This is a genomic window from Bacillus sp. FJAT-29814, assembly GCF_001510715.1.
Lineage (GTDB): Bacteria > Bacillota > Bacilli > Bacillales > Cytobacillaceae > Neobacillus.
Map to the genome: position 1 here is coordinate 243,015 of NZ_LMTJ01000006.1, position 24,430 is coordinate 267,444.

Consider the following 24,430-nt stretch of genomic DNA (forward strand, 5'->3'; position numbering starts at 1 on the left):
TGTAGATATAATTATTTATCGTTCAACGCCACAACGCCAGGAAGTGCTTTTCCTTCGATAAACTCCAGTGAAGCGCCGCCGCCTGTGGAAATGTGGCTCATTTTATCCGCCAAGCCGAATTTTTCAGCAGCTGCTGCGGAGTCGCCGCCGCCAATGACGGAATACGTGTCGCCAGCATCAGCCAAAGCTTCAGCAACAGCCTTTGTACCTCCAGCAAACTTATCGATTTCGAACACGCCCATTGGTCCGTTCCAAATCACAAGCTTTGATTTTTGAATCACGTCACGGTAGATTTCTGCTGTTTTTGGTCCGATATCAAGTGCTTCCCAATCAGCCGGGATTTCTTCGATTGCTACCACTTTTGTGTTGGCATCTGCTGAAAAATCATCCGCAACGACCGCATCAACCGGCATATAGAAATTAACGCCCTTGGTTTTTGCTTTTTCCATAAATGACTTGGCTAGATCAATCTTGTCCGCTTCAAGCAGCGATTTGCCGATTTCATGGCCCTGGGCCTTCACAAATGTATAAGCAAGACCGCCACCAATGATTAGGTTGTCAACTAACTCTAAAAGATTTTCAATTACGCCAATCTTGTCCTTAACCTTTGCCCCGCCAATAATCGCTGTGAACGGGCGCTCCGGATTCGATAATGCCTTACCAAGAACATCAAGCTCTTTTTGCATTAAGAAACCAGAAACTGCTGGAAGATGGTGCGCGATTCCTTCAGTAGAAGCGTGCGCGCGGTGGGCAGCGCCAAATGCATCATTGACATATACATCTGCAAGCTCGGCAAATGATTTAGCCAACTCATCATCATTCTTTTCTTCTCCAGGATAGAAACGGACGTTTTCTAGTAACAGTACATCGCCTTCGCTCATCTCACCAATTAGCGCTTTAACGGAATCTCCGTAAGCTTCATCCGCTTTTTTTACGTCTTTTCCAAGCAACTCGGATAAGCGGGCTGCAACCGGAGTCAAGCGCATTTCCTCTACCACTTTGCCTTTTGGACGGCCGAGGTGGCTTGCCAGAATTACCTTTGCTCCTTGCTCGATTAAATATTGAATCGTTGGCAGCGCCGCACGAATCCGTGTTTCGTCGGTGATTTTTCCGTCCTGCATCGGTACGTTGAAATCAACCCGGCAAAATACGCGTTTACCCTTCACATCGATATCTCTGACTGACTTTTTGTTCATCGAAAAAGGACCTCCTATGTAGTGGCTTTTTTAAAAATCCTGAAACGCAGTAAAAAAGGAGAGGGGCAACCTCACCCACTCCCCTTTGGAATACCATTACTCATTATATATAGTTTGTGGAATAAATTCCAACCTTATCCAATATTAAAGTCCTTTTTTAGCAAGGTAATCAACAAGGTCTACAACGCGGTTAGAGTATCCAACTTCGTTATCGTACCAAGAAAGTACTTTCACCATGTTGCCTTCCATTACCATAGTAGAAAGGGCATCAATCGTAGAAGAAACAGGTGCACCATTGTAGTCAGTAGATACTAATGGAAGTTCACTGTATGCAAGAATACCTTTTAAATCGCCTTCAGCAGCAGTTTTCAGGGCAGAGTTTACTTCATCAGCAGTTACGTCTTTTTCTAACTCGACAACAAGGTCAACGACTGATACGTTTGGAGTTGGCACGCGCATTGCCATACCGTTTAACTTGCCTTTAAGTTCTGGTAATACTAACGCAACCGCTTTTGCTGCACCAGTTGAAGTTGGAATCATGTTCTCAGCTGCAGCACGGGCACGGCGGTAGTCTTTATGTGGCAAGTCAAGAATTTGCTGGTCATTTGTGTAAGAGTGAATCGTTGTCATCATACCGCGCTTGATGCCAAACTTGTCATTTAATACTTTCGCGAATGGAGCCAAGCAGTTTGTTGTACAAGATGCATTAGAAATAACATGGTGGTTAGCCGCATCGTACTTGTCTTCGTTAACGCCCATTACGATTGTAATGTCTTCGTTTGTTGCCGGAGCAGAGATGATAACTTTCTTTGCGCCTGCTTCAAGGTGTTTCGCTGCATCGTCACGCTTTGTGAAACGGCCAGTTGATTCAACAACTACATCGACACCAAGTCCGCCCCAGCCAAGCTGTGCAGGGTCGCGCTCAGCAAGAACCTTCACTTTGCGGCCGCCAACTACTAAGTATTCGCCGTCAACAGTTACATCCTCTTGAAGTGTACCGTGTACGGAATCATATTTTAAAAGGTGAGCAAGCATATTTGCATCTGTTAAATCGTTGATTGCCACGATTTCAATATTGCTATTTGTTAATGCCGCACGGAATACGTTACGACCGATACGTCCAAAACCATTAATACCAACTTTTACTGTCATGTTAATTTCCTCCTTAATTGGGTAAGGTTTTTATTTTTTAAAAAGGAAAAATCCTTTTCAATACACTGGTGCTTAAAAATGATGTCAGCCCTTCAACAACTTTGTCGCAGCCCCCTCATCGGTGATGAGAATCGTTGATGCTGGCGCTTTTTTCATATAGGCTTTGATTGCCTTGGCCTTGGATGCTCCGCCTGCAACGGCAAGCACATTAGGGATTTCAGCAAGGTCCTCTAGCTGAAGACCGATTGTCAACACTTTATGGACAATCTCGCCATTTTCGTCAAAATAGTAGCCGAATGCCTCCCCGACTGCTTTACCCACCTCAAGCTTTCTCAAAACATCCTGGCTCGTGTTTCGCCGCTCGGCCATTGTTATAGCATCTCCAATTCCGTGCAAAACCATGTTGGCTGAACGGATTAATTGCAGAATTTCATCAATTGCCGGCTCTTTAATCAAGGAATTGTAAATTTCGGTGCTAACTTGATCAGGAACATAAAACACGCGATGCTTGGAATGTGTTTTTTCCGCCATATTCGCGCAAATGGTGTTAGCTTGGTTATGTACATCCTCGCCTATCCCACCGCGGGCTGGAACAAACAGCAATTCCCTTTTGTCTTGCATGGGAGTCAGTCGTTCTGCGACAGCAGCCATTGTTGAGCCGCCAGTGACAGCGATGATATTTTCCCCTTTGAATAGTCTTTTCATGCAGGACGCGCTGGCTTTACCAAGCTCAGCTTTTACCATCGGGGACTCATCACTATTCCCGGGAACGATGATGACCTTTTTAATGCCAAGCCTGTGCTTAAGCTCAAGCTCCATGACATCGATTCCCTTCCACTCTCGCATGAACCCTTCTAAATCCTCAAGCAAATTTTTTCCATCAGCTGTTAAACTCATGCCAATGTTGTTGCTGTAAATAAGATTTTGCTCTTTGAGGAATTCTACTTCACTACGGAGAATTCTTTCGGTCAGGCCGAGACTTGTCGCCAAACTCCTTCTGCCTACCGGCTGCATAAATCCTATGTACCTGAGAATCGTGTATCGTTTTTGCAGGACTTGAAAAAAATCGGGTAATAATCTTTTTGAAATTTCGATGAATGACTGCATGATCTCATTCTCCTTATATTATATGTCGTTGGTCAAAAAATGTCCACCATAGACATATTATGTCCCACGACATCCAAAAAAAATCACCCTGTCTACGTTTTTCATTGTAGCAGGAGTGAGAGGGTATTTCAACTCATAAACTCTGGCTTTTTTCATGTAAACGGTTGCTTATGTCAAATTTGGTAACAAACCCATAAGCGACCTCTTCTCCGTCGATATGAACGACGGGAATCATTAAACCATACCTCTCATGCAACTCGTCATCTTGCTCAATATCCACTTCCTCGAGGGTAAAGTCCCATTCACCCTCCAGCTCTAAAATAGCCGCCTTCGCCTTGTCGCACAAAGGACAGCCTTTTCTTGTATATAACGTGATGGTTGACTGTGACATACTCATAATCCTTTCTAAAAATAGCAGTTAGTTAAACCGTAATTGGTGTCAGGCACCACAAAAAGACAAATACGCGATTTTGTCCTCGCTACGCGGACACTTCCTGAATTCATGGTCAATAAATGTCCTTGCTAGGTGGACAAATTATCTGTTTTGTCCACGGATGGTGTCAGGCACCATTTAATGCACCTTTCAGTTAAACCGTTTCCTCTTGGAAGAAGACGGAATTCCGAGTTGGTCTCGGTATTTGGCGATGGTTCTTCTGGATACAACAATGCCCTCCGATGCTTTAAGCCGGTCGACGATTTCTTGATCGGATAGCGGTTTTGCTTTATCTTCCTCAGCGACAAGTTGGCTGATGGCGTTCTTCACTTGGCTGGAGGAGGTGGCTTCATCCTCGGATGTTGTTTGGATTGTGCTAGTGAAGAACGTTTTCAACGTAAATGTCCCTACCGGGGTTTGCACATATTTCTCCCGGACAGCACGGCTCACCGTCGACTCATGAACTTCCAATTCCACGGCGATCTCCTTCATCGTCATCGGCAGCAACCCTTGAGGGCCTTTCTGGAAAAATGCCGGCTGCTTCTCGACAATCTTGGCCACAACCCGTGTGAGTGTCTCCTTCCGCTGCTCAATGCTTTTCAAAATCCACTGATAGTCCTGGACCTTATCCTGAAGATACTTGCTGACTTGCTGATCTTGATCCTTGAACTTTTTATAGTATTGGTCATTAAAGCTAATTTTCGGTATTGGATCATCAAACATTCTGACCGTTAATCCCTCGGGTGTTTGCTCGACAATTACATCGGGAATGATGTAGTGAGCTTCCTCCCGTCCCAGCATCGCCCCCGGTTTCGGATTTAGCAGCTGGATGCAATCAAAGACATCCTGGATTTCCTTCAATGATACCTGGAGTTCCTTTGCAATTTGCTTCCACTTTTTTTCGGCAAATGGTACGAAGTGATCCGAGATAATTTTTTTTGCTAATTCATTGTCAGGGAGTTCATACTCCACTTGAATGAGCAGGCATTCCTGAAGATCTCTTGCACCGATTCCCGCCGGTTCAAGCGTTTGGATAATCACCAGGCAATCCTCCACCAGCTCCTCTGAAATGTTTAACTTACCGGCAATTTCCTTTAAATCACCAGTGAAGTAACCGTTTTCATCAAGGTTCTGAATCAGACGCCGGATGACTTTCAGCTGCTCCTCTGGCAGTTTCTTTATGTTTAATTGGGAAATTAATTGCTCTTCCACTGAAAATGGCTTGGCGGCAATCTGGTCCATCCAATCTTTTTCCGCCTTTTGATATTTTCGGCGGTTTCGATCGATCAAAGGATTCATCGGCCGGACATTGACCTGTTCAATTTGCATAAGGGGATTTTCAAGTGCTTTATTTTCTAAAAAATCGGTCAGTTCTTGGGCCGAATATTGCAGCAGGGCAATCGCCTGTGACAGTTCCTGTGTCATTGTCATCTTCAGCGTCTGCTGTTGCCATAAACCAGTCTTAAAATTCATTCCCTCTCCCCCCTTATCGTTATTTTACATGAAAGATGGGGTTTCTGGTACCGGAAAATTGTTTTATCTTCAATAGCTGGATTGGCAGGCTTCAAAAAGACTTCGTCAATGTATCTTCATTATGAAAAACCATTCTTATAAGGATTTTACCCACTGCTGCAGCATTATGTATGATTATGAATACGAAACATCAAATTATTTATTCGAATTAATATCAATTTTACCGTCTTTCCACAAAACCTTTTTAAACCTGGCAAAAACTAGGTCATCACGCATCCTTTGACAATAATTTGCCCATTTTCGTTTAAATACGCTTGGACCATTATACATCGTAAGCAAGGCGACCTTGATAACATCCCCCTAAAAACACCATGACATCATATATATACAAAGGGTAGCTTTTCCTGTGCTAGAATTATGCCATTATTCAAAGCTACCTATAATAGGCCCTTGCAATTTCAAATAAATTATTCTATAATATAAAAGTCGCTAATAATTTTGCCCTCGTGGTGCAACGGATAGCACGTAAGATTCCGGTTCTTAAAATGTGGGTTCGATTCCTGCCGAGGGCGTCTATAATCATTTGGTATCACTGCGTTTATTAAAACGTGGTGATATTTTTTTTGCCCAAAATTTTTGGGTACAGTTGAACTAAAAATACCACGAAAAATACCACGAAAAATAAAGCGAACCCGACCAATAAAATTGGGAGGTTCAAGCCATGAAACGAAGGAGTACCGTCACCAATTCACTCGCTCAAAAACTAGAAACCACGCTAGAGGAAATTGAGCAAACATCATCATTTCAAAAAGCCACCACAGAATTTTTCAAACATTGTCGTATTAAAGGACTGTCATCTGAAACGGTCAAGTTTTATCAAAAGGAATTAAAACAGATTGGCAGGGCATTTGCTGAAATTTCCGTTCCATTATCAGACGTAAGAAAAATTAATACTGTTCACATTGAGAATTTCATTGAATACCAACAAGAACAAGGAAGGGCAATTAACACCATCAACTCAAGATTGCGAGCTGGCAGGACATTTTTTAACTATTGTCTGCGGAAAAAGTACATTTCAGCTAATCCATTCGATGGTATTCAGCAGTTGAAAAAAAGGCATGAAGTTGGAGCGACTTTCAGTAAACAACAATTAAAACGGTTACTAAATGCACCAGACGTATCAAGCTTCGTTGGTTTACGTGACCTCGCAGTTATGTTGACCCTTGCCCATACAGGCGTCAGATTGACCGAGTTAACGTCACTACGAGTACAAGACGTTTCATTTGATGGTAAAGGAGCTGTGAACGTTCAACGAGCAAAGAACAGATACGCTCGCAGAATACCACTCACAAACCGATTGAAACAGGTTCTAAAGGCATATATCGAGGAACGTGGCACTTTAGACCATGACAGCTTATTCATTAATATCGAGAATCAACCATTGGGAGCTAGAACTGTTCAAGAGCGATTAAAACATTATGGCAAAGAAACTGGAGTTGAAAATCAGGTGCCAGTTTCACCACACGCTTTTAGGAGAACATTTTGCCGATTAAAAGTAGAAGCTGGAACTAATATTTTCGTTTTACAGCGATTGAGTGGACACCAATCATTGGAGATCCTACGGAGATATGTAGAAATTTACGGGCGTGACCTTGAACAAGCCATTGAACAAGGGTTTGATTAACCACTGCAAAATTGCAACCGTTAAAATCCGCTAACAAAGGTATTTAGAAAAAAATAAGCTCGTGTTAGTATAGAAAAGTTTACAAACAAAAAGAAATGCCTTCCCAGAGTTTGGCGACCAGAGAAGGCATTTCACAAATAAAACTGACTTCATTTTAGCATGATTTGCTTGGTGAAGTAAAAAAGGAGAAATTGCCAAGTGAATGGAATTATAAAAAGACGGCAAACAAGCAACTATGCCCAGATACACAATGGAGCATTACAACAATTGGAAGATATTCGGTCTATCGGTCTTATCAGCCACCTAATGTCCTTACCAGAAAGCTGGGTAATCAGCAAAATGCAACTATACAGCAAGTTTGGTCGAGGTCCGATAACCAATGCAATTAAGGAACTGGAAGCGAAAAAATACTGGGTCACTATCACTTATCGAGATGGTAAAAAGACTTTGTATTATTACAACGTCAGTGACGTAGCTTTTGACGATAGCCACGTTTTAAATATGATTCAAGAGGTAAATATAGGGGGATTTAAAATAATCGCAATATCGGAAAGCTTTACGCATTTGTTAAATGGTTCAATTGCTGAAATTCAGCAGCCCAAAAATGAAGAAAAAGAGGTAATTACTTCTTCTGAGGATTTTTGCGTTGTTGGAAATGAACAATTCACCATCAACAATTCATTTTGCGCAGTTGAAAATCGACACCTATTAAATAAACATGGACAAACAAACAAAGAAAAACAAAATAAAGATAAAGGAAACATTGTTAATGATATTAACAAGAATTTCTTAAATCCAATTCAATTTAAAATAGCTCTTTTAGATGCCTGTAATGAGTTTTACACCTCCTATGCTCCAAATAGGTGGTCAAAACAACAATGGCTGACTTTAATTGAAAAGTTCGTTAATGAAAAAATTGAAGACGGTACACAGTACCGAGTACCAGCAGATAAAATTAAAGCTTATGCCTACGCTTCAATCAAAAACATGGCGCATAAGGTCGATATTAAAAACGGAAAAATTGAATTAAGCAGCAGTGGTGAAATTCCATTCTACAATTGGCTCGAAACCACTGAAGATGATGAAATGCCTTATTAATTTTTGAATATTAATATTCAAATTTGAAGGTCTTGCAAACAGCAAGGCCTTCCCTCAAAGGAGTGGCACCGTTGAAGGACATACTTAAAACCACAGCTTTAGGTCTTGCTTTAACGTTAATGTTTTGTTTGTATGCAGTGATATTATACCAAGGATTTTTCCCTAAAGACCCAGTAATGGAACAACGAACAGAATCTGTAAAGGAAAGCGCAAAATTACGAGCAGAAGGCATTAAACAAATGCAGAAGGAATGGCTGGAGCAACAGAGATAAAAAGTATATATAATGTATATGGCCTAATATTCATTCAAAATACGTATATACAGAATATGTATATTTTTAGTATCAAAAATATATAAAAACAGTCACCAAGCGAATTAACGGAAGGTGCTAATTACGACAATAAGCAAAACGATAGCCTGAAAAATGTTCTTTGCCATTATTGATAAATTGTGTGATGCTCTGGCGAGGAATGTTTAAAATCTTGCTTGCTTCAGTGATATTTTCAAAGACAATTTCTACATTAAAATAAATGGCTTTAAGTGACTTGTTCATGTTGATTCTCCTTTGTATTGAGATAGTTATGTAAAAAAATAGACCGCCAGCAGTTGCGCTAAGCGGTCTTAATTCAAACTTTGCGTATAAATCGAAATACAACTTAAAAAAATCGAAACTACCAGTGATAAGCGCTCGTCCTGTTAAGGAGTCATGGCAACATTAATCATCGGTAGTTTCATTGACAACAATGCTAATCTACATAAAAACAATTGAAACTAAAACTCGAAAAAATGATTTAGCTAAATTGTGTTTGACTTCATAATATCTTTGCTTACAGCAAAGCCGTTCAAGTATTATCGCAAGTCAAACTTTAGCTATACATAGCCTAAGTGTACAAAAGTGGGAAGGTTTTGTTACCAAAGGTAATCTTATTATTAAGCTTGATTAAAGTTTGATTTTGTGAAAGACCAGTGTAAGGTCAAGCAATAAATCACCTTTACATGGCACCATTTTTTACGATCTCAATTTCATAGTCGACAAAGAAATGATCTAGTATCAAAAGGCACCAAGCACTCCGTCATGAAGGACTAAAAATGACGAAATGCTTGCTAGCTTCTGATAATGTAAAATACGGATTTTACCCTAAAAAAAGGAACTGGTTTCCCAGCCCTTTCGGTAATGAATTATTAAAATGCAAATTTATTAATATGGATAGTGTACTCGAGATGGTCTGTTAGGATATGTCCACCAATTGTCATAATAAATTGCCCAACCTTGTTTAACAAAATAATCGGCAGCTGCATCTACCGATATGTCTTCAATCCATGAATAAACTGTATTTTTAGCAATGTATGTTGGCCAAAGGTTTTGTGATTGACCAGCGAAAGCTGGATATTTAAATGCAACACCATTAGTTGCATTGGTAGCCCATGATTGTAACCATACTATTTTTTTAGCCATTAATATTCCTCCAACTTATTAAATGAATAAAGAGCCTCCCGAAAGAGCTCTCATTAAACCGTTTTAATATCAAGACGAACAAAACAATCCTTGTTGATTACTTTTCCGCCAAAAAAAGCGTGCATTAGATAAACTGGTGTTCCGCTAACTTGACGAGCTGTATCAGTTGCTTTTTGTAAAACAAACGAACGTTGGTCAATAATAGTTGGTTTACCGAAAATATCTGTCGTTTGATATGGGTCAACACCTGTTGAAAGTAAAGTTCTGTAGCCATCATACATGTTACCAAAGATAATTTGATTAAGACTGGCATTGTCGTTTACAACTGCTGGATAACCAAAAATGAAATACACTGATCTTTCTTCCTGTTTTTCATTTTCAACAGTAGCAGTTTGTGATTTTAATTGTGTTTCCATTTGTCTAATTTCTCCTTTTAACTTTTCAGCTGTTTTTACTGATTCTTTATCGCCATTAGCAACTAACATTTCAGCCAATTTCAAGCTGCATTTTTTATTTTCAATTAGTTCTTGGAGTGGGTGTTCATCAGTTTGCGGTTGTTGGTTTTGCTGAGTGTGAGCTTCTTGTTTTTCTTCTGTTGGTTCAACGTCTTCAACAATTTCAATAGAACGTGCTGCTATAGTTGACTGAATATAAGCTGGGTTTCTTACTGCAGAAACTTCAGCAAGAAAAATGTCACTGATTGAGCGTTGATATGTTCCATCGTTTAATTTCTTCCAACTGTCTTTAAGGACTTTCATTCCGAAGCTCATGTTTTGAATAATTCCGTCACTAATGAGCGTGTGGTAGTCTCGTCCCCAGCTTGTGTCGCTGATTTTTGCAGACATAAAAAGACCTTGCTCATCTTCTCGAAGTTCAAGTGAACCGTTTCGAGTTGAAGCAAGGATTTTTGTAGGGTCATGTTCAGCATAAAAATGAATTTCATTACCATTTTGCAATGCTCTTCTGAAAGCTCCTGGTTCAATTCTTTCAACAAATTTTTTACGAACACCAAGCACTTGACTCCATTGGTTCGTTTTATTAACGTAGCCAGACACTTTTAATCCTTCGTCTGTGCCTGTTAAATTCATATTTTCAAGGCGAAGTTCCATTTTATTAATCGTCATACTTTGTAAAACCCCTTTGTTTATTGATTTCGTATAAAATAAAAAAAGCAGAGTCAATTAAAGACTCTGCTGAAAGTTCGGAAAGGTGACTTGAATTTAATCAAGTCACAAAATCAAATGGAAAATTAGAATTTGCGTTCAATAGCACTGAACAAAGCGCAGTGAAACACTGGTGTAATGAGCAAAAAACACCAAAAACTCTGCCATTCATTTGAAGCAAATTCCTACAACGGATTCAGATGCTTTTTCATGACAAAGTTTTTGCTGTCTTCCGACAACAATAATGTTAATCATTGAGCCAATGATGTTTTACACAACCCATAGTAACTTGTTTTTCATTTATTAAAGTTAAAGCTTGATTGAGGAAATTCAAAGTTTCGGTTTGAGTGTAATTTTCTCGTTGACAAAAGTGGACTATTGCCTTTTTAACTTCTACCATAATGTTAGGATTCATATTTTTTAAATCTGCAATTGTATTTAAAACTTCAATCAACTTATCTTTCATTTTACTTATCTCCATTCGATTCAATTTAGTAGATGTTCATTAGATGTTGGACATCTACAATTTATATATACAGTGCCAATGATAAACTAAGGGTATTTCTGAAATTTATTTTAAATAAATTGGTTGGGATCTGGCTTCGCCAGATACCCAACCTAATGACATTTCTGATATTATTTAGTTGAATATTAATATACAAAAAGAGGGAGTGGAAATGATATGGAGCCAGTTAATTACATTAAAGATATGCTGAATATCGTGGAAGGAACAGTAATAGATACAGCAGTGGACGTTGGTTTAGAGGCAATCCCAACTGTTGGACAAGCGTTACAATCGTACAAAATAAAGAAACTTGAAAAACGAATGAATACGCATGAACCACAATTACAAATTATCAAAGAAAAAATTGAACAAAGGGAAAATGAAGTTTTCTACAAGCAAGAAATATTTCCGTTGATTGTTAATAGTTTAATGGAAGATGATGAAGATTCAAAAGCAAAAGTAATTATTGATGGATTTGAATATATTATTGATAATGATATACATGAAATTGAACGAATTTATCATTATTACGATGTGCTTTCAGAGCTAAGATACAGCGATATAATGATTTTTGTGAAAAAGTACATGCCATATGAAATGAGAAAAGAATCATTAAAAGCATCCATTGTATTATATAAGCCTGAAGATATGAATAAACATGAGCGGAACTTATTTTATGAAAAAGAAGCTATTGGAGTTTATCAGCAAAATAAATTAATTCGATTGGGACTTGTTGAGAGTAAAGTTGCTAATGTTGATGGCGGCGATTTTAATGAAAAAGGACAAATGAGCCTAATTGAAGAAAAAAATGTAATTACTCCTTTTGGTATACGCTTTTTAATATTTTTTGCACTAGAAGATACACCTGAAGAAACAATTTAAGCTACAAAGGGAATAGCAGCTCAAAACTGTCATTCCCTATGAGTGCGCTTTTAATAATTGCAGCAATGGGTCTTGCTCTTCTTCTTGCTTTTGTATTTGCATACCAGCGAGTTGTGCTCTTGAAGCTGGAGACATTCCGAGCTGACCAGATAAAGCTTTATATGCGTTCATGTATTGCATTTTTGTTTTAACGGTTGGGTGTTCTTTCACCTGTGTGTGTCCATAGCGGTCTATTTGAGTGATTTTAATTCCTTCAGCATTAATTATATCGTCACATTGTCTTAATTTGCTCAATGCGTCAGCAGTTTGTTCAAGCAACGGTATATCGAGATTAGTTAACAAACCACTGATTTCCATTTCAGTAACGATAAATTTGTAATAAGCTTTTGCTAATGGGTCAAGGTAGTCTGGTACGTTTTTAACCATATCTGTATTTCCCATTAAACGTTTTTCCTGCTCTTCACGAATTTTAAGTTCCTTTTTATTTTCGGAACGGCCTTGCTTCATTAAAGCTGGTTTTCTTGGTCTACCTACGTTATACATATTAATTTTTTCTCCTTTTTACAATTTCACCGTATCTTTGAGTTTAGGGAGGTTCCATGTAAAGGAAGCCTACCTTGTCTTCGATTTTCCTTCACTAATTTTAAGTTTGCTATACCGGGGGACTAGCAATCACAAATGATACTCTTCTTCAGGTGCTGTCCAATCAAAATCAAGTGTTCCATCTTTAACCTTCTTAAGCTGATTGTTACAAGTCATACATACACAAATGAGATTGCTATCTTCCCACATTAATTCAGGATAATTCTTTCTCGAATGAATATGATGAACAGTTAACTCAGTAATGTTGACCGTTTGATATTTCCAAAAACACCGCTGGCACATACATATATCACGGTCAATGATATATCTACGTTTCTTTTTCCAACGGGAGCTTCGCATAAGCTTATCCGTCTCACCCTCGGTTGACTTATTCCTAATATGATTTTTACAGTTACAAGTAGCATTGTATTCAATCCGTTTACCACAGCCACTGCATATTTTAGTCCATGCCATTTATATCAACCTTTCTTAAAGAAAATAACACCAGCAAATGTTTGCCGATGTTATTCAATCCACATAATAAAGTTTATAGCCCTTAACAATGTTATTTTTCAGAGCATTACGAACGCTACCACTACTCATTCCCAAAAGCATAGCGACTTGTTTTATTTTATACCCAGCAATAAATGGTTCAGATCCTTCACTGTCTTTGCCTTTGACTTTCAATGCCCATATTGGTTTACGCTCAACAGGTGTATACCAAGTAGTTGCATCTTTCCCTCGTGCCTTAAGGAATAACATTCTAATATCATTAGCTAATTGCCCAAAAATCCGATTTTCTTCTTCAATGGCTTTCTTTTGTTGTTCGCACAGCTCAACACTTTCCACTTCATTCCTTTGTGTCCGTAAACAGTCCTTAACATGAGTGATTGCTAATGTGATAGCGTTCATTTGCTCAACAGTATGAGTGAAGTACGTCAACATACCATAGTTCCGTTTCACATTGACCATTGTTGCTAATAGCGTATGACGCTGATAACTACTATCAAAAGCCAGTTCCTTTAATACCAAATAGAAACCGTTAAGCACCCTGTCAGTATCTTTGCTCATTAAAGGTGAATAGCTGTTTAGTGCTATTATCAGTTCCTCGGTATTCTTAAAATCTTTAATATCGAATAATAGGTCTAGCACCTTATTTCTCATGATTAGCACCGTCCTCAGCAAAATCCCAAATGAAGCCCTTGTAAGTTTTAAGTTTCTTTTGACAAGCATACTTTATGCCATTAAGAGCAGTAGTAGGGTCAATTACCCGAGCAGCTGAGCTAAGACTTGGGTGAATTGCAACTATTTCTCCGTTTAAATCCTTTTGAACAACTGGCCTTTTAGAACTAGAAAATTTAAATCCAGCTGGTCTTGATTTCGCTGTATTTTCTCCGTAAGTAAGCCATTGTAAATTCCAATAACAATTATTTAAAGGATTTTCATCTATATGGTCTGGAACATGATTTTTAGACGGTTTATCTCCGACAAATAACGTGCAAATCAAAACATGAGGATATAATGTTCTTTTTTTACCTTTTAAACAAGCGATAAATGAATAGTATCCTCGGGTGTCTTTGCCTAATTTCAATAGTTCCCCATTTTTATTTCTTTTAAAAGAAAGTACATTTACGAAATTGCTAATTTTGTAGTGTCCCTCAAAGCCAGGTACCCACTTGTAAATTTCCTTTTCCATTGTTTATTTCTCCTTTGATAAAATAAAAGGAGAGCCACTTCAGCAGCCCTCGTCCGTTTGATTTGATTTAAAATACAAGTTCTTTTTTATTTCTTGGTGTTGCTCGAATTATATTCTTTGGGTCATAATAATCAACAATTGTTGGTTCGTTAATCCATTTGCCATCAGAATAAAATCCATTTTCCAATGTCCAAATGTCCCAAGGTTTAACGTAAATCCTAGAAGCGACACCTTGTTTCTTTTCTGCTTGTTCTTTGAAGTGAATTAAGCCAACTCGTTGCAAAAACTTTTTTGCTTGTTTATAGGTACTACTTTTGATTCCAATCTCTTTCAGAGCATCTTTTTGGGGTAAACAACAAAAGTATTCACCGTTGCTATCGACAAAATCTTTTTTACCTTCTTGAGTGTGTTTGTACTTAGACAAACCAATTTTATCTTCGATGGCTGCATAGAGCATTACCGCCCAAATACCGCCTTCTTTGTCGTCTTTGATTCTATCGTCAACCATCATAGTTTTTCGTGGCTGATAGAACGTATTGTGATTAACGTTTTCATCGTGTAAATACATTATTTGCTACTCCTTTAGCTCCAATATTAAAGAGCTACCGAAGTAGCTCATGTTAGTTAACCGTTAATTGCAAGGTTGAATTCAATGGCATTCATAAGAAAATTAATTGAATTAAATTCTTCACCGTTTAACAGTAATACGCCATCGACAAAATCAACTTCAAATTCGTCTTCGTAATCTCCGTAGTAACTTTGAATTAAGACCGAACCATCTTCGTAAAATACTAAATCGTGTTGAAAATCATATTCTTGATTATCAAGCGCCCAATCATAAATCAGCTCAATTAATTCCAACCATTTTTTAGCTTTTTCAACATTTGTGATACCGCCTAATTTGATTGCTTGTTTTAATTGTAGTTTGTGAGCAATTAAATCTTGCTCAGGTACTGGCAATTCCTCAAATGATGCTGTTCCATAAGATGCTAAGTTTAATAATGCTAAAATCTCATTCATTTCGTTTGATAATGTTGTTGTCATAAAAATTCATTCTCCTTTTGATTTGATTTGATATTTTTGAATATTAATATTCAATTATTTGTCTTCCTTTAAATTTCTTAATGCCATTTCTAACAAGTATTGAATTGCATTTGATTTGGAGCGTTTTTCAGTTTTCGCATAAGCTTCAACTTTTTTAATTACGTTTGATTCAATGTAAACCGAGATATTTTCTTTCATAGCACGTTTCCTTTCTACCGTTATATTTGATATATACAGTTCTCGATTAGAAGTAAGTAGATTCTAATAGAAAAGAGTAAAAAAATATTTGTTTTTCAAGGTGCGTTTCTTATTACACCGTTATTATATTGAGGTCGTTTTCAAACGTAAGGCGACTTCCGATATTTTTTAAAAATAAATAGTTTCTTCATTATATTGATTTGAAAACACCTTCCCACAGGGAAGAAAAGCAGCGGGCGAGAAACGCTAGTTTCCTCGCTGTGTCGTTTTCTTTTTTGTTGTTTTAGTTTAATAAGTTTAGTTATTAAGTATAGTTAGAAGTTGTCTGGCAACTACCTAGTTAGTTGCTCAGCGACTACCTAGTTATTTGTCTGGCGACTATGCGTAGTTGTCTGGCACCTACCCCAAAAAAGTTAGATTTTGAAAAACTACCCTCTAGTCCAATTTCGTGCCATTTCTTACAATAATGGCAAAAGGAGGAATGATTACATATGACAGATTTAACCCGTACAGCAATAAAAATCTTGAACAAATTGTATTTTCACCCAGAAAAACAAGATGAATGGTTAGCCGTAGCCACTACAGAGCTAGTGATTGATATTGGTTTATTTAACAATGTCGATGAAATGGCGTATTTGATTTATCACGAAGAAGCTTATGGATTGCTGGAAAAATTGAAACTGTTTGATGCTAAATTGGTCTGGGATATAGAAATGAAATTGAAGGAAGTATAATTGAGGTGGGTCTGGGCTTTGCCCAGATCCCACCGATACAAAAGGGGAAAATTGCGAAATGGGATTGAAATTAATTTATAAAAAGTCGATGGCTTTATCATTAATACGAATGGGGAATGATTTAGAATATACCAGCTGGAATCGTATAGATCCACGCTGGCAAGTTTATTCTTTTTGAACATACAGAAAAGCCTAACCAAGATTTAGCGATATTACAGAACGGTTAGAAAACGAAAGAAAACGTGCCGATTGATGGCACGTTTATTTTTTGTTTGAAGGACTTTGGTAATCATTTTCCGAATATTAGAAGAAGAATATATTAGGCTAGGAGAGGATAAGATTGGCTACAGAAACATGGAATGCACCATTAAATAATTTAGAAAGTATTTTACCCATAAAAGAAATAAAAGACGTATTAGGAAAGGATCCCAATATCAAAATATATTTTGATAATGAGGTAAGAAAAATGAATCCCACTAATTATAATATGTCTATTTCAACAAGAGCATACAACGATAACATGGATTCAAGGTTAAATAGATACTTTAAAAAATATAGTGATAGTTTTGAATATAAAGACCTAATGAAAATCAATCTTCCTCAAATATTATGGAAAGACACTTTAGGTTTAGAGCATACGATAATTGGATTACACATTTCAAAACTAAATAAAGAAGAATTATTTATTAATGATGTGGTTTTAGCTAAAAATGAAAAACTTGATGGATTAAAGAATGGAATTTTTGAGATTGTCCTTAATAACTTGGAAGATTTCGCAAAAAATCAAGGGTTAAAATATATTTCAGGCCATGCTACGAACAACATAGTATTTAATATATTTAATTCAAAAGGTTTTCTACCAGATAAAAGAAAATATAATCGAAATGATAAATTATGGGCACAATCTCAACTTAATGGTTTTCAAGTTCCATTCTTTAAAGAAATTTAAAGCACTCCTTCGGGAGTATTTTTGTTTTGACCTAGTAATTTGATTACGAAGTTCGTCTTTTATTGAAGGACTTTTGTCGCTCGATGGCGAATAATGGAAAGTTGGGAGGTGATATTATGACATTGGAAGAAAGATTGGATTTTATCGAATTTCGTCAACAGCTTTTGTTTGATAATGACGCTGTATCCAGAATGCTTTTCGAGTACAATGTAACCAGACAACAGTACCGTGCCATCATAGACATTTTTAATGAATACCGCAATAAGATTGAAGTTGGTGAGGACGTCAATCATAACCTTTATGAGCAACGAATTTACGAAGTAGTTCCTCAACATGATGGAAATTATCATTTTGCTGAGGCAGTTGCTCAAACTTTCCATGAGGACGACCGCTGGACGGAAGTGTTTGAAGCACTTTACGGAGATATGCAAAAGTTTCAATCATATATGCAAAACCGTGAGTAATCACATAAAACGTCAGTGCTTGGCGCTGACGTTTTATATATTCATATTTGCTAATGCCTTTGCTTTTAATGCTTTAGTATCTTCAACTAATTCTAAATAATGAACCTTTCTGTGACAATTCGGACATAATGCCACCACGTTATCAATGGTATCAGAACCACCACGAGATAAATAATGAATATGGTGAATTTCCAAAAATGGGTTGCCCTGCTTGTCAGTAAATGGGGCTTCATTTTCACATAACTGGCAAATTCCTTTGGCTACCCGTCTAGCAAATTCTTTTACAAATACATTCCTGTCATATACAGCAGTTGATACTTTATGAGTGTTTTTAGTTGCTTTTTTATGTGAGAGGTTTCGTTTCAATTCTTTTAATGATAAGCTTTCAAAATATCCTGATTTCATTTTTTGAAATTCTTCATATACTTCAGGAAAAAAATTTAATTCATATGATTCCCGATATTCTTTCCACACTGCTTGGTCTCTTTTGATTTCCCACATGGAATTACACCTGTTAGCCCAATCCTCGTGTAAATTAACACCATACAGTTTAGCTTCGTTTATCACTTCTAAAGCTTGTTCCTTTGATTTACTTAACAATATTTGCTGAATGAAAAAAATGCTTTCTTGTCGAGCCCTGTTTATAAATTTATTCCGTAAGTTAATACAGTCATAATAATCCTCAATGAAATGTATTAAGCAGCCATAATAAAAATTTAGCGGCAGTTTAAAATTAAGATCGTCGATTTTTTTGATAAATGTCTTTACCTCTTCGTAATTCTTAAGGAAATATAACATTATATTAAGTTCTTTTAACCCTGGCTTGTTTTTGTTCCTTTGCATTAATTCCAAATACAAAAGTACTTCAGACAAATTCATTGTAATATCCAAAATTTCTCCTCCATTACTCTAATGAATTATTTAATTAAGCCAGCTTTTCTGAAAATTTCCCTTTTTATTCTTGCACCCTCATGGTCTAAGGATTTTTTTATACCGCCTTTATTTTGAAAGCCAGTAAGAGAAAATATTTCAAACATCCCTTCTACTAATTGTAAAAGTTCCTTAGCTGTATGCTGTTTTATTTCCATTGAAGGCTTTGTAAATTTATTGTTTTTTACGTCAGCGTACAAACTCATGTTTTTCATGTCATTAAAATATTTCAGTGTTTGCTCCAACTTATTAAATTCAAAATCAGGATGTTCTCCTTCAGTCACGTCTAATATTGTTCTAAAATAAACGAAATTTTGCCTATTCTTAGCTTCGTGGCTCCGTAGACGTTTATAAAAGTGCTTCCAGTCGTGTGGCTCTTTAAAAAATGACCGAGTAGCTTCTTGATAAATAATCGGAAGTTTCGCCAATTCTTCGATTGCAATTTGAGCTAAGGTATAACATCTTGCATAGTTTTTATGTTCAAATAATAATCTTGACTCATCCAAAAGTTCCTTTGCATTTTCATATACGAAAATATATGCTTCTTCTAATTTTCCGAAAGATAATGCGGTCAATTTACACACCTCAACTTCCTGTATTTTCATAAACTATCAAATTTAAACTCAGCTTGATATTCAGTTTTGCCTTGTTGGATGTTGTCACTTACTTGTTCAACCATATCAAATAATCGCTCTCGGTCAATTAGCTTAACTTTTAACTTCCTAGCTAGTGTGACAGCATTTTCAGTGAACTGTGAATTGGTTATCACATAGGCTTCATGGCAGTCATAAAAACTTTTTCCTGAGTAAACTTGCTGAACAGCGCTGTTTGATATTTTGGCTTTGTATCGCTTACATTGAATGGCGATTTTTTTGCCATTTCGGTAAGCAATAATATCCACGCCTTCATCACCGGAAGCTTTTGTGGTTTCAACATTTGTATAACCACTTTTCTTGAGCAGATTTTCTACAAACTCCTCAAATTGTATGCCAGTCATTTTATCAATTTCTTCAAATGAGTAGTCCATTCTTTCTTCTTTTATTCTGGCCTGTTCCATTCTCCAATTAAAAATGATTCTTGATTCATCATCAACAAATGTTCGAGCGTTTGAAACAAAATGTAAATCTTTTGTAAGTTCCTTACGATATTCAAGATATTTCTTTTGTAAAGATTCGCCTTGCAAAGCTGTAATAACACCTAAAGCAATTATAAAACCACTTGGCACTAATGCCTCAAGCCAACCCCATAAATACCAGAAATAAAAATAACCAAAAAATCCGCCATTATACAGAATAATGCCTGTTACTTCTAAAAATTTTGCTTTTCTCCCATAGGTTTTTAAGCTTTGTTTGTCAGCTTTTGCGTATTCAGTTGAATAATGCTCTTGTGCCACTTTGGTTTCCTCTTCTAGACATTTGAAACACTTTAATTCAACTTTATTTTTTTGAACATTTAAAGATTCGTAAATTACTATTTCATATGAGTTAGCATAGCCAACAAGCTCCCCATGTTTTGGACAGTACATTTGAAGTTTTCTGGAGGGAAGGGAGCTACCCTTTGACTTCTTTTTATAGCCACTATTCCTTCGATAGTAATATGCCATATGTATCATACCTCCTTTAGACAATTTTACCATTTTTGAACTAAAGAAATGACAATAATTGTATGTGAATTTAATCATTCATTGAGCTTAGGTTTTTTATTTTCCATATAAATGAAGAAAAAATTTTTAAAAAAATATTCGACTCTACCTAACATCTAGAAATGCTTTCAATATAATCATATTGTAAAATCTACATTTTACGGAGATGAAACTTAATGAATAAGATTGAAAAATTTGAATTGCCGATGATTTATGCTCAAATAAATAACGAAACAATAGGTCCGTTTTTTACTACAACTGAAGCCAGCAAACATTTTGGATTGCATATTGAAGCAGCAGCAAATGCTATCAAATCGAATAGCAAAGTTAAAAATATAAAATTCTTCATCAATGGCACCAAAGAATTTGTATTTAATGTACCTGATGTTATTGGAGCCAAAAATGAAGGACTGTTAATACGTGCCACCAACAAAAACCCACATACTGAAGAATCACTTTTGTATAACATGGAAATCTGTGGCTTTGAAAATGTTAGCATTCTGAAATTTGATGGAGTGAAATCTGTCATGCAAGTTGATTGCTGTAATGTGGAATGTGATGGCATTGTTGATAAGCGCAATTACAATCATTTAACACAAACTCACCAATTCATGGCTCCAAGGTGTGAAAAATGCAAAGGTTTGTATAAAGCTAATTCTGCATAAAATAGGGCAATGTAGTACACCACCAGACCGCAGGCTTTGATGAGCTTGTGGTTTGTTTTTTAATAGGATAGGAAACCTAACAGACCGATTTTCCTTCAATATAATAGCGGTATTGGAGGGATTAGTATGAGAAAACGAAGACACGACCACCCATTGTACAATCGTTGGAAATCAATGCACGACAGATGTTACAGACCCAAGCACGTAAAATATAAATTCTATGGTGGCAAAGGTATAACAGTCTGTGAACGTTGGCACGATTTTTGGAACTTTGTTGAAGATGTTAAAAATCATATGGAAAACGGAAAATTGCTTTATCAAAAAGGCTATCAACTGGACAAAGACAGGAACGGTGCCACAGTTTACAGCTTGGAAAATTGTCGAGTGATTACTGCCGAGGAAAATCGAAGAATGGCTAACGAATCGCAAAGCAAAAGCGTTATTGCAATCCGAGGTAATGAACGAATTAAATTTTCTTCTCTTGCAGATGCTGGCAAACATTTGAATTTGAACAAAGCGATGATTGGTCGTTATGCTAAAAATGGCAGACAACATTATTCTGGTTATCGTTTTGAATTTTGTTAAGACAGGTAAAAATATCTGTCTTTTCTCTTTACACTAAAATGGCTATTTAGTATCATTTGGGTAAGTCGAGGTTCGTCTTTTGCGTAAATAACACGCAGTGAAAATAGCGAAATCATGCTAAACCATTGATATATAGCCATTATCGAGGACTTCTTAACCACAAGGCGACAACGGATAGCACGTAAGATTCCGGTTCTTAAAATGTGGGTTCGATTCCTGCCGAGGGCGTCACTAAAAGAGACAGTCTAGAGTCATTAAACAAATGACCATTAGACTGTCTCTTTTCGTTTTATCAATAGGGTTTTAAAAAGCCATGGGATTGGTTATGCTTATTGAGGGAGTTGTCGAAAAAATTTCAAGGTGAATTGTTTGACCTTTATTGACCATCATTGTATGATAACTATACATAAGCTTTTACATTTCCATTCAGAGGAGGAAGAAAAATGAATTTGATTCCTACAGTTATTGAACAAACGAACCGTGGCGAACGTGCATATGACATTTATTCCCGTTTATTAAAAGACCGGATTATCATGCTTGGCAGCGCGATTGACGATAATGTGGCCAACAGTATCGTGGCGCAATTATTGTTCCTGGAAGCAGAAAACCCTGAAAAAGACATTACCCTATACATCAACAGCCCTGGCGGAAGCATCACAGCCGGAATGGCGATCTATGATACAATGCAATATATCCGTCCGAATGTATCTACTGTTTGTATCGGTATGGCAGCATCCATGGGTGCCTTCTTACTTTCTGCAGGGGAAAAGGGCAAGCGCTTTGCATTACCGAACGCGGAAGTCATGATTCACCAGCCGCTCGGCGGGGCACAAGGCCAGGCAACTGAAATCGAGATTGCCGCCAAGCGTATTTTGTTCCTTCGTGAAAAATTAAACGGCATCTTAGCTGAGCGTACCGGCCAGCCAATCGAGGTCATCCAGCGCGATACCGACCGAGATAACTTCATGACAGCTGAAAGAGCCAAAGAGTACGGCTTAATCGACAATATCGTAACACGCAACCCTATCGAAAAGAAAGATAAATGAAAACTCGCCGACTGACGAGTCCGTTAGGACGAAGACAGAGGCGTAGTTGAATTTATGCGTTCAGAATTTATGGATATAAATTCTGATTAGCTAAATAATGTTGACAGAGACAACCGGCCTTGAGGGCCGGTTGCTTTTTTATGAAAAAGAGGTTATTCGCCGAACTGGTCTAAGTATTCGCCAAACTAGCCGAGTTTTTCGCTGAATCCCATCACTTATTCGCCGAATATCAAAAATTATTCGCCAAACCCTTTTTTAGACACAAAAAAGGTCCAGCCATCCACAACAGCCGAACCTCTCCTATTAATGATCTTTTTCAATAAATTGTGCCAGTTCGGTGATGGCTTTTTCTTCGTCATCGCCGTCCGCAATAATGTTGATCACCACGCCAGAACCAACCGCCAGGCTCATTAAGCCCATGATGCTTTTCGCGTTGACCTTTTTGCCGTCCTTCTCTAGAAAAATGTCGGCCGAAAAGCGATTCGCTTCCTGCACAAACAGTGCCGCAGGGCGGGCTTGCAGACCTGTTTTCAACTTGACTTCTACTTGTTTCTCCAACATGACAAATTCCTCCTCAAATATGTTCCTTCTATATATATTATTCCAAAAAAATAAATTGACAATTTCTTCACAAGAAATTATTGCTTAGGCACTTCCCCGGCTCGCAGTTTCTCAGCAATCTCATCGATTTTCCGCAACCGGTGATTGATGCCCGATTTACTTATTGTTCCGCCGGACACCATTTCCCCCAGCTCTTTCAGTGTCACCTCGGTGTAGTTCATCCGAAGCTCGGCGATTTCCCGCAATTTATCAGGCAAAATCTGCAGACCGACAGTTTGGTCAATAAAACGGATATTTTCAACCTGCCGGAGCGATGCGCCAATGGTTTTATTCAGATTGGCGGTTTCACAGTTTACCAGGCGATTGACCGAATTCCGCATATCGCGGACAATCCGCACGTCCTCAAAGCGGAGCAAGGCGTTATGAGCCCCGACAATATTTAAAAACTCGGTGATTTTTTCTGCCTCTTTTAAATAATTGATATAGCCTTTCTTCCGCTCCAACGTCTTGCTGTTGAGCCCAAATGTATTCATTAATTCACATAAGGAATCATTATGTTCCTTATAAAGTGAAGCAATTTCCAAATGATAGGAAGACGTTTCCGGGTTGTTGACAGAACCGCCGGCGAGAAATGCGCCGCGTAAATAAGAACGCTTACAACATTTCTTCTTGATGAGCTCCTCTGAAATATCGTGGATAAAGGTAAACCCTTCTCCGATGATTTTCATGTCTTCAAGAATTTCTTTGGCCTGTTCTGCCAGCCGGACAATGTAGACGTTGTTCTTTTTCAAGCGCATTTTTTTCCGAACGAGGAGTTCGACCTGCACCTGGTAATTCCTTTTCAATAATGTGTAAATTCTTCTGGCAATCGCTGCATTTTCGGTTTGAATATCGACGACAATTTTTCGATTAGAAAAGGAAAGGGAACCGTTCATGCGAATCAATGCCGACAGCTCGGCAAGGCTGCAACAGGGTTTCACTTCCAGGTTCGTTAATTCCTTTTTCGTTTCCGAAGCGAAAGACATTCCCTCACCTCCAACTGAAACAGACACTTTATTAAATGTAAACGCGCCGACTGGCAAGTCCGTTAGGACGGACAGAGGCGTAGTTGAATTTATGCGTGCAAAGCTGAAATAAAAAAATTTCCTAAAATTTCATTATTTCTTATTAGCTAAAAAAATAAT

At 37.5% G+C, this 24,430-nt stretch carries 31 protein-coding genes and 1 tRNA gene; 11 read left to right on the forward strand and 21 right to left on the reverse strand.

Features of this window, described 5'->3' with window-relative positions:
* Window positions 1-11: 11 nt before the first annotated feature.
* The 5 genes from pgk to rpoN all read right to left on the reverse strand — a co-directional run bounded on the left by pgk (window position 12) and on the right by rpoN (window position 5,361).
* Window positions 12-1,196 carry a phosphoglycerate kinase gene (gene pgk / locus AR334_RS18020; protein ID WP_066314502.1) on the reverse strand — a complete coding sequence of 395 codons (1,185 nt, stop codon included), beginning with the start codon at window positions 1,194-1,196 and terminating at the stop codon, window positions 12-14.
* A 144-nt stretch (window positions 1,197-1,340) separates the two neighbouring features.
* Window positions 1,341-2,348 (reverse strand): type I glyceraldehyde-3-phosphate dehydrogenase, encoded by a 1,008-nt coding sequence (gene gap / locus AR334_RS18025; RefSeq protein ID WP_066314505.1) that lies wholly within the window; start codon window positions 2,346-2,348, stop codon window positions 1,341-1,343.
* Between the two features lie 84 nt (window positions 2,349-2,432).
* Window positions 2,433-3,455: a sugar-binding transcriptional regulator gene (locus tag AR334_RS18030; protein WP_066314507.1), complete on the reverse strand. Its 1,023-nt coding sequence runs from the start codon at window positions 3,453-3,455 to the stop codon at window positions 2,433-2,435.
* A 133-nt stretch (window positions 3,456-3,588) separates the two neighbouring features.
* Window positions 3,589-3,846: a glutaredoxin family protein gene (locus tag AR334_RS18035; RefSeq protein ID WP_066314508.1), complete on the reverse strand. Its 258-nt coding sequence runs from the start codon at window positions 3,844-3,846 to the stop codon at window positions 3,589-3,591.
* Window positions 3,847-4,038: 192 nt separating this feature from the next.
* Complete coding sequence (gene rpoN / locus AR334_RS18040) at window positions 4,039-5,361, reverse strand: RNA polymerase factor sigma-54 (RefSeq protein ID WP_066314511.1); 1,323 nt, start codon at window positions 5,359-5,361, stop codon at window positions 4,039-4,041.
* A gap of 500 nt (window positions 5,362-5,861) precedes the next feature.
* Between rpoN and AR334_RS18045 the strand changes: the two genes are divergently transcribed.
* The 4 genes from AR334_RS18045 to AR334_RS18060 all read left to right on the forward strand — a co-directional run bounded on the left by AR334_RS18045 (window position 5,862) and on the right by AR334_RS18060 (window position 8,415).
* Window positions 5,862-5,933 (forward strand) — tRNA-Arg (locus AR334_RS18045).
* 149 nt (window positions 5,934-6,082) lie between these two features.
* On the forward strand, window positions 6,083-7,045 hold the full coding sequence (locus tag AR334_RS18050) for a tyrosine-type recombinase/integrase (protein ID WP_066314513.1): 963 nt from the start codon (window positions 6,083-6,085) through the stop codon (window positions 7,043-7,045).
* 198 nt (window positions 7,046-7,243) lie between these two features.
* On the forward strand, window positions 7,244-8,143 hold the full coding sequence (locus AR334_RS18055) for a hypothetical protein (protein ID WP_066314515.1): 900 nt from the start codon (window positions 7,244-7,246) through the stop codon (window positions 8,141-8,143).
* A 71-nt stretch (window positions 8,144-8,214) separates the two neighbouring features.
* Entirely contained in the window at window positions 8,215-8,415 is a 201-nt protein-coding gene (locus AR334_RS18060) for a hypothetical protein (RefSeq protein ID WP_066314518.1), read from the forward strand.
* 117 nt (window positions 8,416-8,532) lie between these two features.
* Here the strand turns inward: AR334_RS18060 and AR334_RS29565 are convergent, their stop codons facing one another.
* From AR334_RS29565 to AR334_RS18075, 4 genes are all read right to left on the reverse strand, one after another.
* A complete protein-coding gene (locus tag AR334_RS29565; RefSeq protein WP_156431310.1) occupies window positions 8,533-8,697 on the reverse strand; it encodes a hypothetical protein in 165 nt (54 codons plus the stop codon).
* A 645-nt stretch (window positions 8,698-9,342) separates the two neighbouring features.
* On the reverse strand, window positions 9,343-9,600 hold the full coding sequence (locus AR334_RS18065) for a hypothetical protein (protein ID WP_066314520.1): 258 nt from the start codon (window positions 9,598-9,600) through the stop codon (window positions 9,343-9,345).
* 53 nt (window positions 9,601-9,653) lie between these two features.
* Window positions 9,654-10,724: an HK97 family phage prohead protease gene (locus AR334_RS29045; protein ID WP_253701315.1), complete on the reverse strand. Its 1,071-nt coding sequence runs from the start codon at window positions 10,722-10,724 to the stop codon at window positions 9,654-9,656.
* Between the two features lie 286 nt (window positions 10,725-11,010).
* A complete protein-coding gene (locus AR334_RS18075) occupies window positions 11,011-11,229 on the reverse strand; it encodes a hypothetical protein (protein ID WP_066314522.1) in 219 nt (72 codons plus the stop codon).
* 216 nt (window positions 11,230-11,445) lie between these two features.
* Here AR334_RS18075 and AR334_RS18080 point away from each other — a divergent pair, with 216 nt between their 5' ends.
* Window positions 11,446-12,150 carry a hypothetical protein gene (locus tag AR334_RS18080; protein WP_066314524.1) on the forward strand — a complete coding sequence of 235 codons (705 nt, stop codon included), beginning with the start codon at window positions 11,446-11,448 and terminating at the stop codon, window positions 12,148-12,150.
* A 36-nt stretch (window positions 12,151-12,186) separates the two neighbouring features.
* On the opposite strand, the gene AR334_RS18085 is transcribed toward AR334_RS18080, so the two are convergent.
* The 7 genes from AR334_RS18085 to AR334_RS29570 form a co-directional block, all read right to left on the reverse strand.
* The gene (locus AR334_RS18085) at window positions 12,187-12,693 is read right to left on the reverse strand and encodes a phage terminase small subunit P27 family (protein WP_066314526.1); all 507 of its coding nucleotides are present in this window, start codon (window positions 12,691-12,693) and stop codon (window positions 12,187-12,189) included.
* A gap of 129 nt (window positions 12,694-12,822) precedes the next feature.
* Window positions 12,823-13,206: an HNH endonuclease gene (locus tag AR334_RS18090; RefSeq protein WP_066314529.1), complete on the reverse strand. Its 384-nt coding sequence runs from the start codon at window positions 13,204-13,206 to the stop codon at window positions 12,823-12,825.
* A gap of 54 nt (window positions 13,207-13,260) precedes the next feature.
* Window positions 13,261-13,896, reverse strand: coding sequence for a hypothetical protein (locus AR334_RS18095; RefSeq protein ID WP_066314531.1), 636 nt, complete (start codon window positions 13,894-13,896; stop codon window positions 13,261-13,263).
* Window positions 13,886-14,428 (reverse strand): NUMOD4 motif-containing HNH endonuclease, encoded by a 543-nt coding sequence (locus tag AR334_RS18100; RefSeq protein WP_066314538.1) that lies wholly within the window; start codon window positions 14,426-14,428, stop codon window positions 13,886-13,888. Before AR334_RS18100 ends, AR334_RS18095 begins: the two co-directional genes overlap by 11 nt.
* Window positions 14,429-14,495: 67 nt before the next feature.
* Entirely contained in the window at window positions 14,496-14,996 is a 501-nt protein-coding gene (locus AR334_RS18105; protein WP_066314540.1) for a hypothetical protein, read from the reverse strand.
* A 56-nt stretch (window positions 14,997-15,052) separates the two neighbouring features.
* Complete coding sequence (locus AR334_RS18110) at window positions 15,053-15,472, reverse strand: hypothetical protein (RefSeq protein ID WP_066314541.1); 420 nt, start codon at window positions 15,470-15,472, stop codon at window positions 15,053-15,055.
* Between the two features lie 54 nt (window positions 15,473-15,526).
* Entirely contained in the window at window positions 15,527-15,670 is a 144-nt protein-coding gene (locus AR334_RS29570; RefSeq protein WP_156431311.1) for a hypothetical protein, read from the reverse strand.
* A gap of 491 nt (window positions 15,671-16,161) precedes the next feature.
* Between AR334_RS29570 and AR334_RS18115 the strand changes: the two genes are divergently transcribed.
* From AR334_RS18115 to AR334_RS18125, 3 genes are all read left to right on the forward strand, one after another.
* On the forward strand, window positions 16,162-16,404 hold the full coding sequence (locus AR334_RS18115; protein WP_066314543.1) for a hypothetical protein: 243 nt from the start codon (window positions 16,162-16,164) through the stop codon (window positions 16,402-16,404).
* A gap of 340 nt (window positions 16,405-16,744) precedes the next feature.
* Window positions 16,745-17,353, forward strand: a complete 609-nt coding sequence (locus AR334_RS18120) for a hypothetical protein (protein ID WP_066314546.1) — start codon at window positions 16,745-16,747, stop codon at window positions 17,351-17,353.
* A gap of 116 nt (window positions 17,354-17,469) precedes the next feature.
* On the forward strand, window positions 17,470-17,817 hold the full coding sequence (locus AR334_RS18125) for a DUF1878 domain-containing protein (protein ID WP_253701316.1): 348 nt from the start codon (window positions 17,470-17,472) through the stop codon (window positions 17,815-17,817).
* 33 nt (window positions 17,818-17,850) lie between these two features.
* Here AR334_RS18125 and AR334_RS29985 read toward each other — a convergent pair whose 3' ends face one another.
* From AR334_RS29985 to AR334_RS18140, 3 genes are read right to left on the reverse strand one after another with little or no spacing between them, the layout of a single operon-like run.
* Window positions 17,851-18,708, reverse strand: coding sequence for an HNH endonuclease (locus tag AR334_RS29985; protein ID WP_066314554.1), 858 nt, complete (start codon window positions 18,706-18,708; stop codon window positions 17,851-17,853).
* Window positions 18,709-18,734: 26 nt separating this feature from the next.
* Window positions 18,735-19,322, reverse strand: a complete 588-nt coding sequence (locus AR334_RS18135) for an AbiV family abortive infection protein (RefSeq protein ID WP_066314555.1) — start codon at window positions 19,320-19,322, stop codon at window positions 18,735-18,737.
* A 26-nt stretch (window positions 19,323-19,348) separates the two neighbouring features.
* Window positions 19,349-20,350 (reverse strand): restriction endonuclease, encoded by a 1,002-nt coding sequence (locus AR334_RS18140; protein ID WP_066314558.1) that lies wholly within the window; start codon window positions 20,348-20,350, stop codon window positions 19,349-19,351.
* 215 nt (window positions 20,351-20,565) lie between these two features.
* On the opposite strand from AR334_RS18140, the gene AR334_RS18145 reads away from it, so the two are divergent.
* From AR334_RS18145 to clpP, 3 genes are all read left to right on the forward strand, one after another.
* Window positions 20,566-21,054 carry a hypothetical protein gene (locus AR334_RS18145; protein WP_066314562.1) on the forward strand — a complete coding sequence of 163 codons (489 nt, stop codon included), beginning with the start codon at window positions 20,566-20,568 and terminating at the stop codon, window positions 21,052-21,054.
* A gap of 126 nt (window positions 21,055-21,180) precedes the next feature.
* Complete coding sequence (locus tag AR334_RS18150) at window positions 21,181-21,639, forward strand: hypothetical protein (RefSeq protein WP_253701317.1); 459 nt, start codon at window positions 21,181-21,183, stop codon at window positions 21,637-21,639.
* A 443-nt stretch (window positions 21,640-22,082) separates the two neighbouring features.
* Window positions 22,083-22,685, forward strand: coding sequence for an ATP-dependent Clp endopeptidase proteolytic subunit ClpP (gene clpP, locus AR334_RS18155; RefSeq protein ID WP_066314571.1), 603 nt, complete (start codon window positions 22,083-22,085; stop codon window positions 22,683-22,685).
* 303 nt (window positions 22,686-22,988) lie between these two features.
* Here clpP and AR334_RS18160 read toward each other — a convergent pair whose 3' ends face one another.
* Together AR334_RS18160 and whiA are read right to left on the reverse strand one after the other, a co-directional pair.
* Complete coding sequence (locus AR334_RS18160; protein ID WP_066314576.1) at window positions 22,989-23,246, reverse strand: HPr family phosphocarrier protein; 258 nt, start codon at window positions 23,244-23,246, stop codon at window positions 22,989-22,991.
* A gap of 77 nt (window positions 23,247-23,323) precedes the next feature.
* Entirely contained in the window at window positions 23,324-24,271 is a 948-nt protein-coding gene (gene whiA / locus AR334_RS18165) for a DNA-binding protein WhiA (RefSeq protein WP_066314580.1), read from the reverse strand.
* Between the last annotated feature and the right edge of the window lie 159 nt (window positions 24,272-24,430).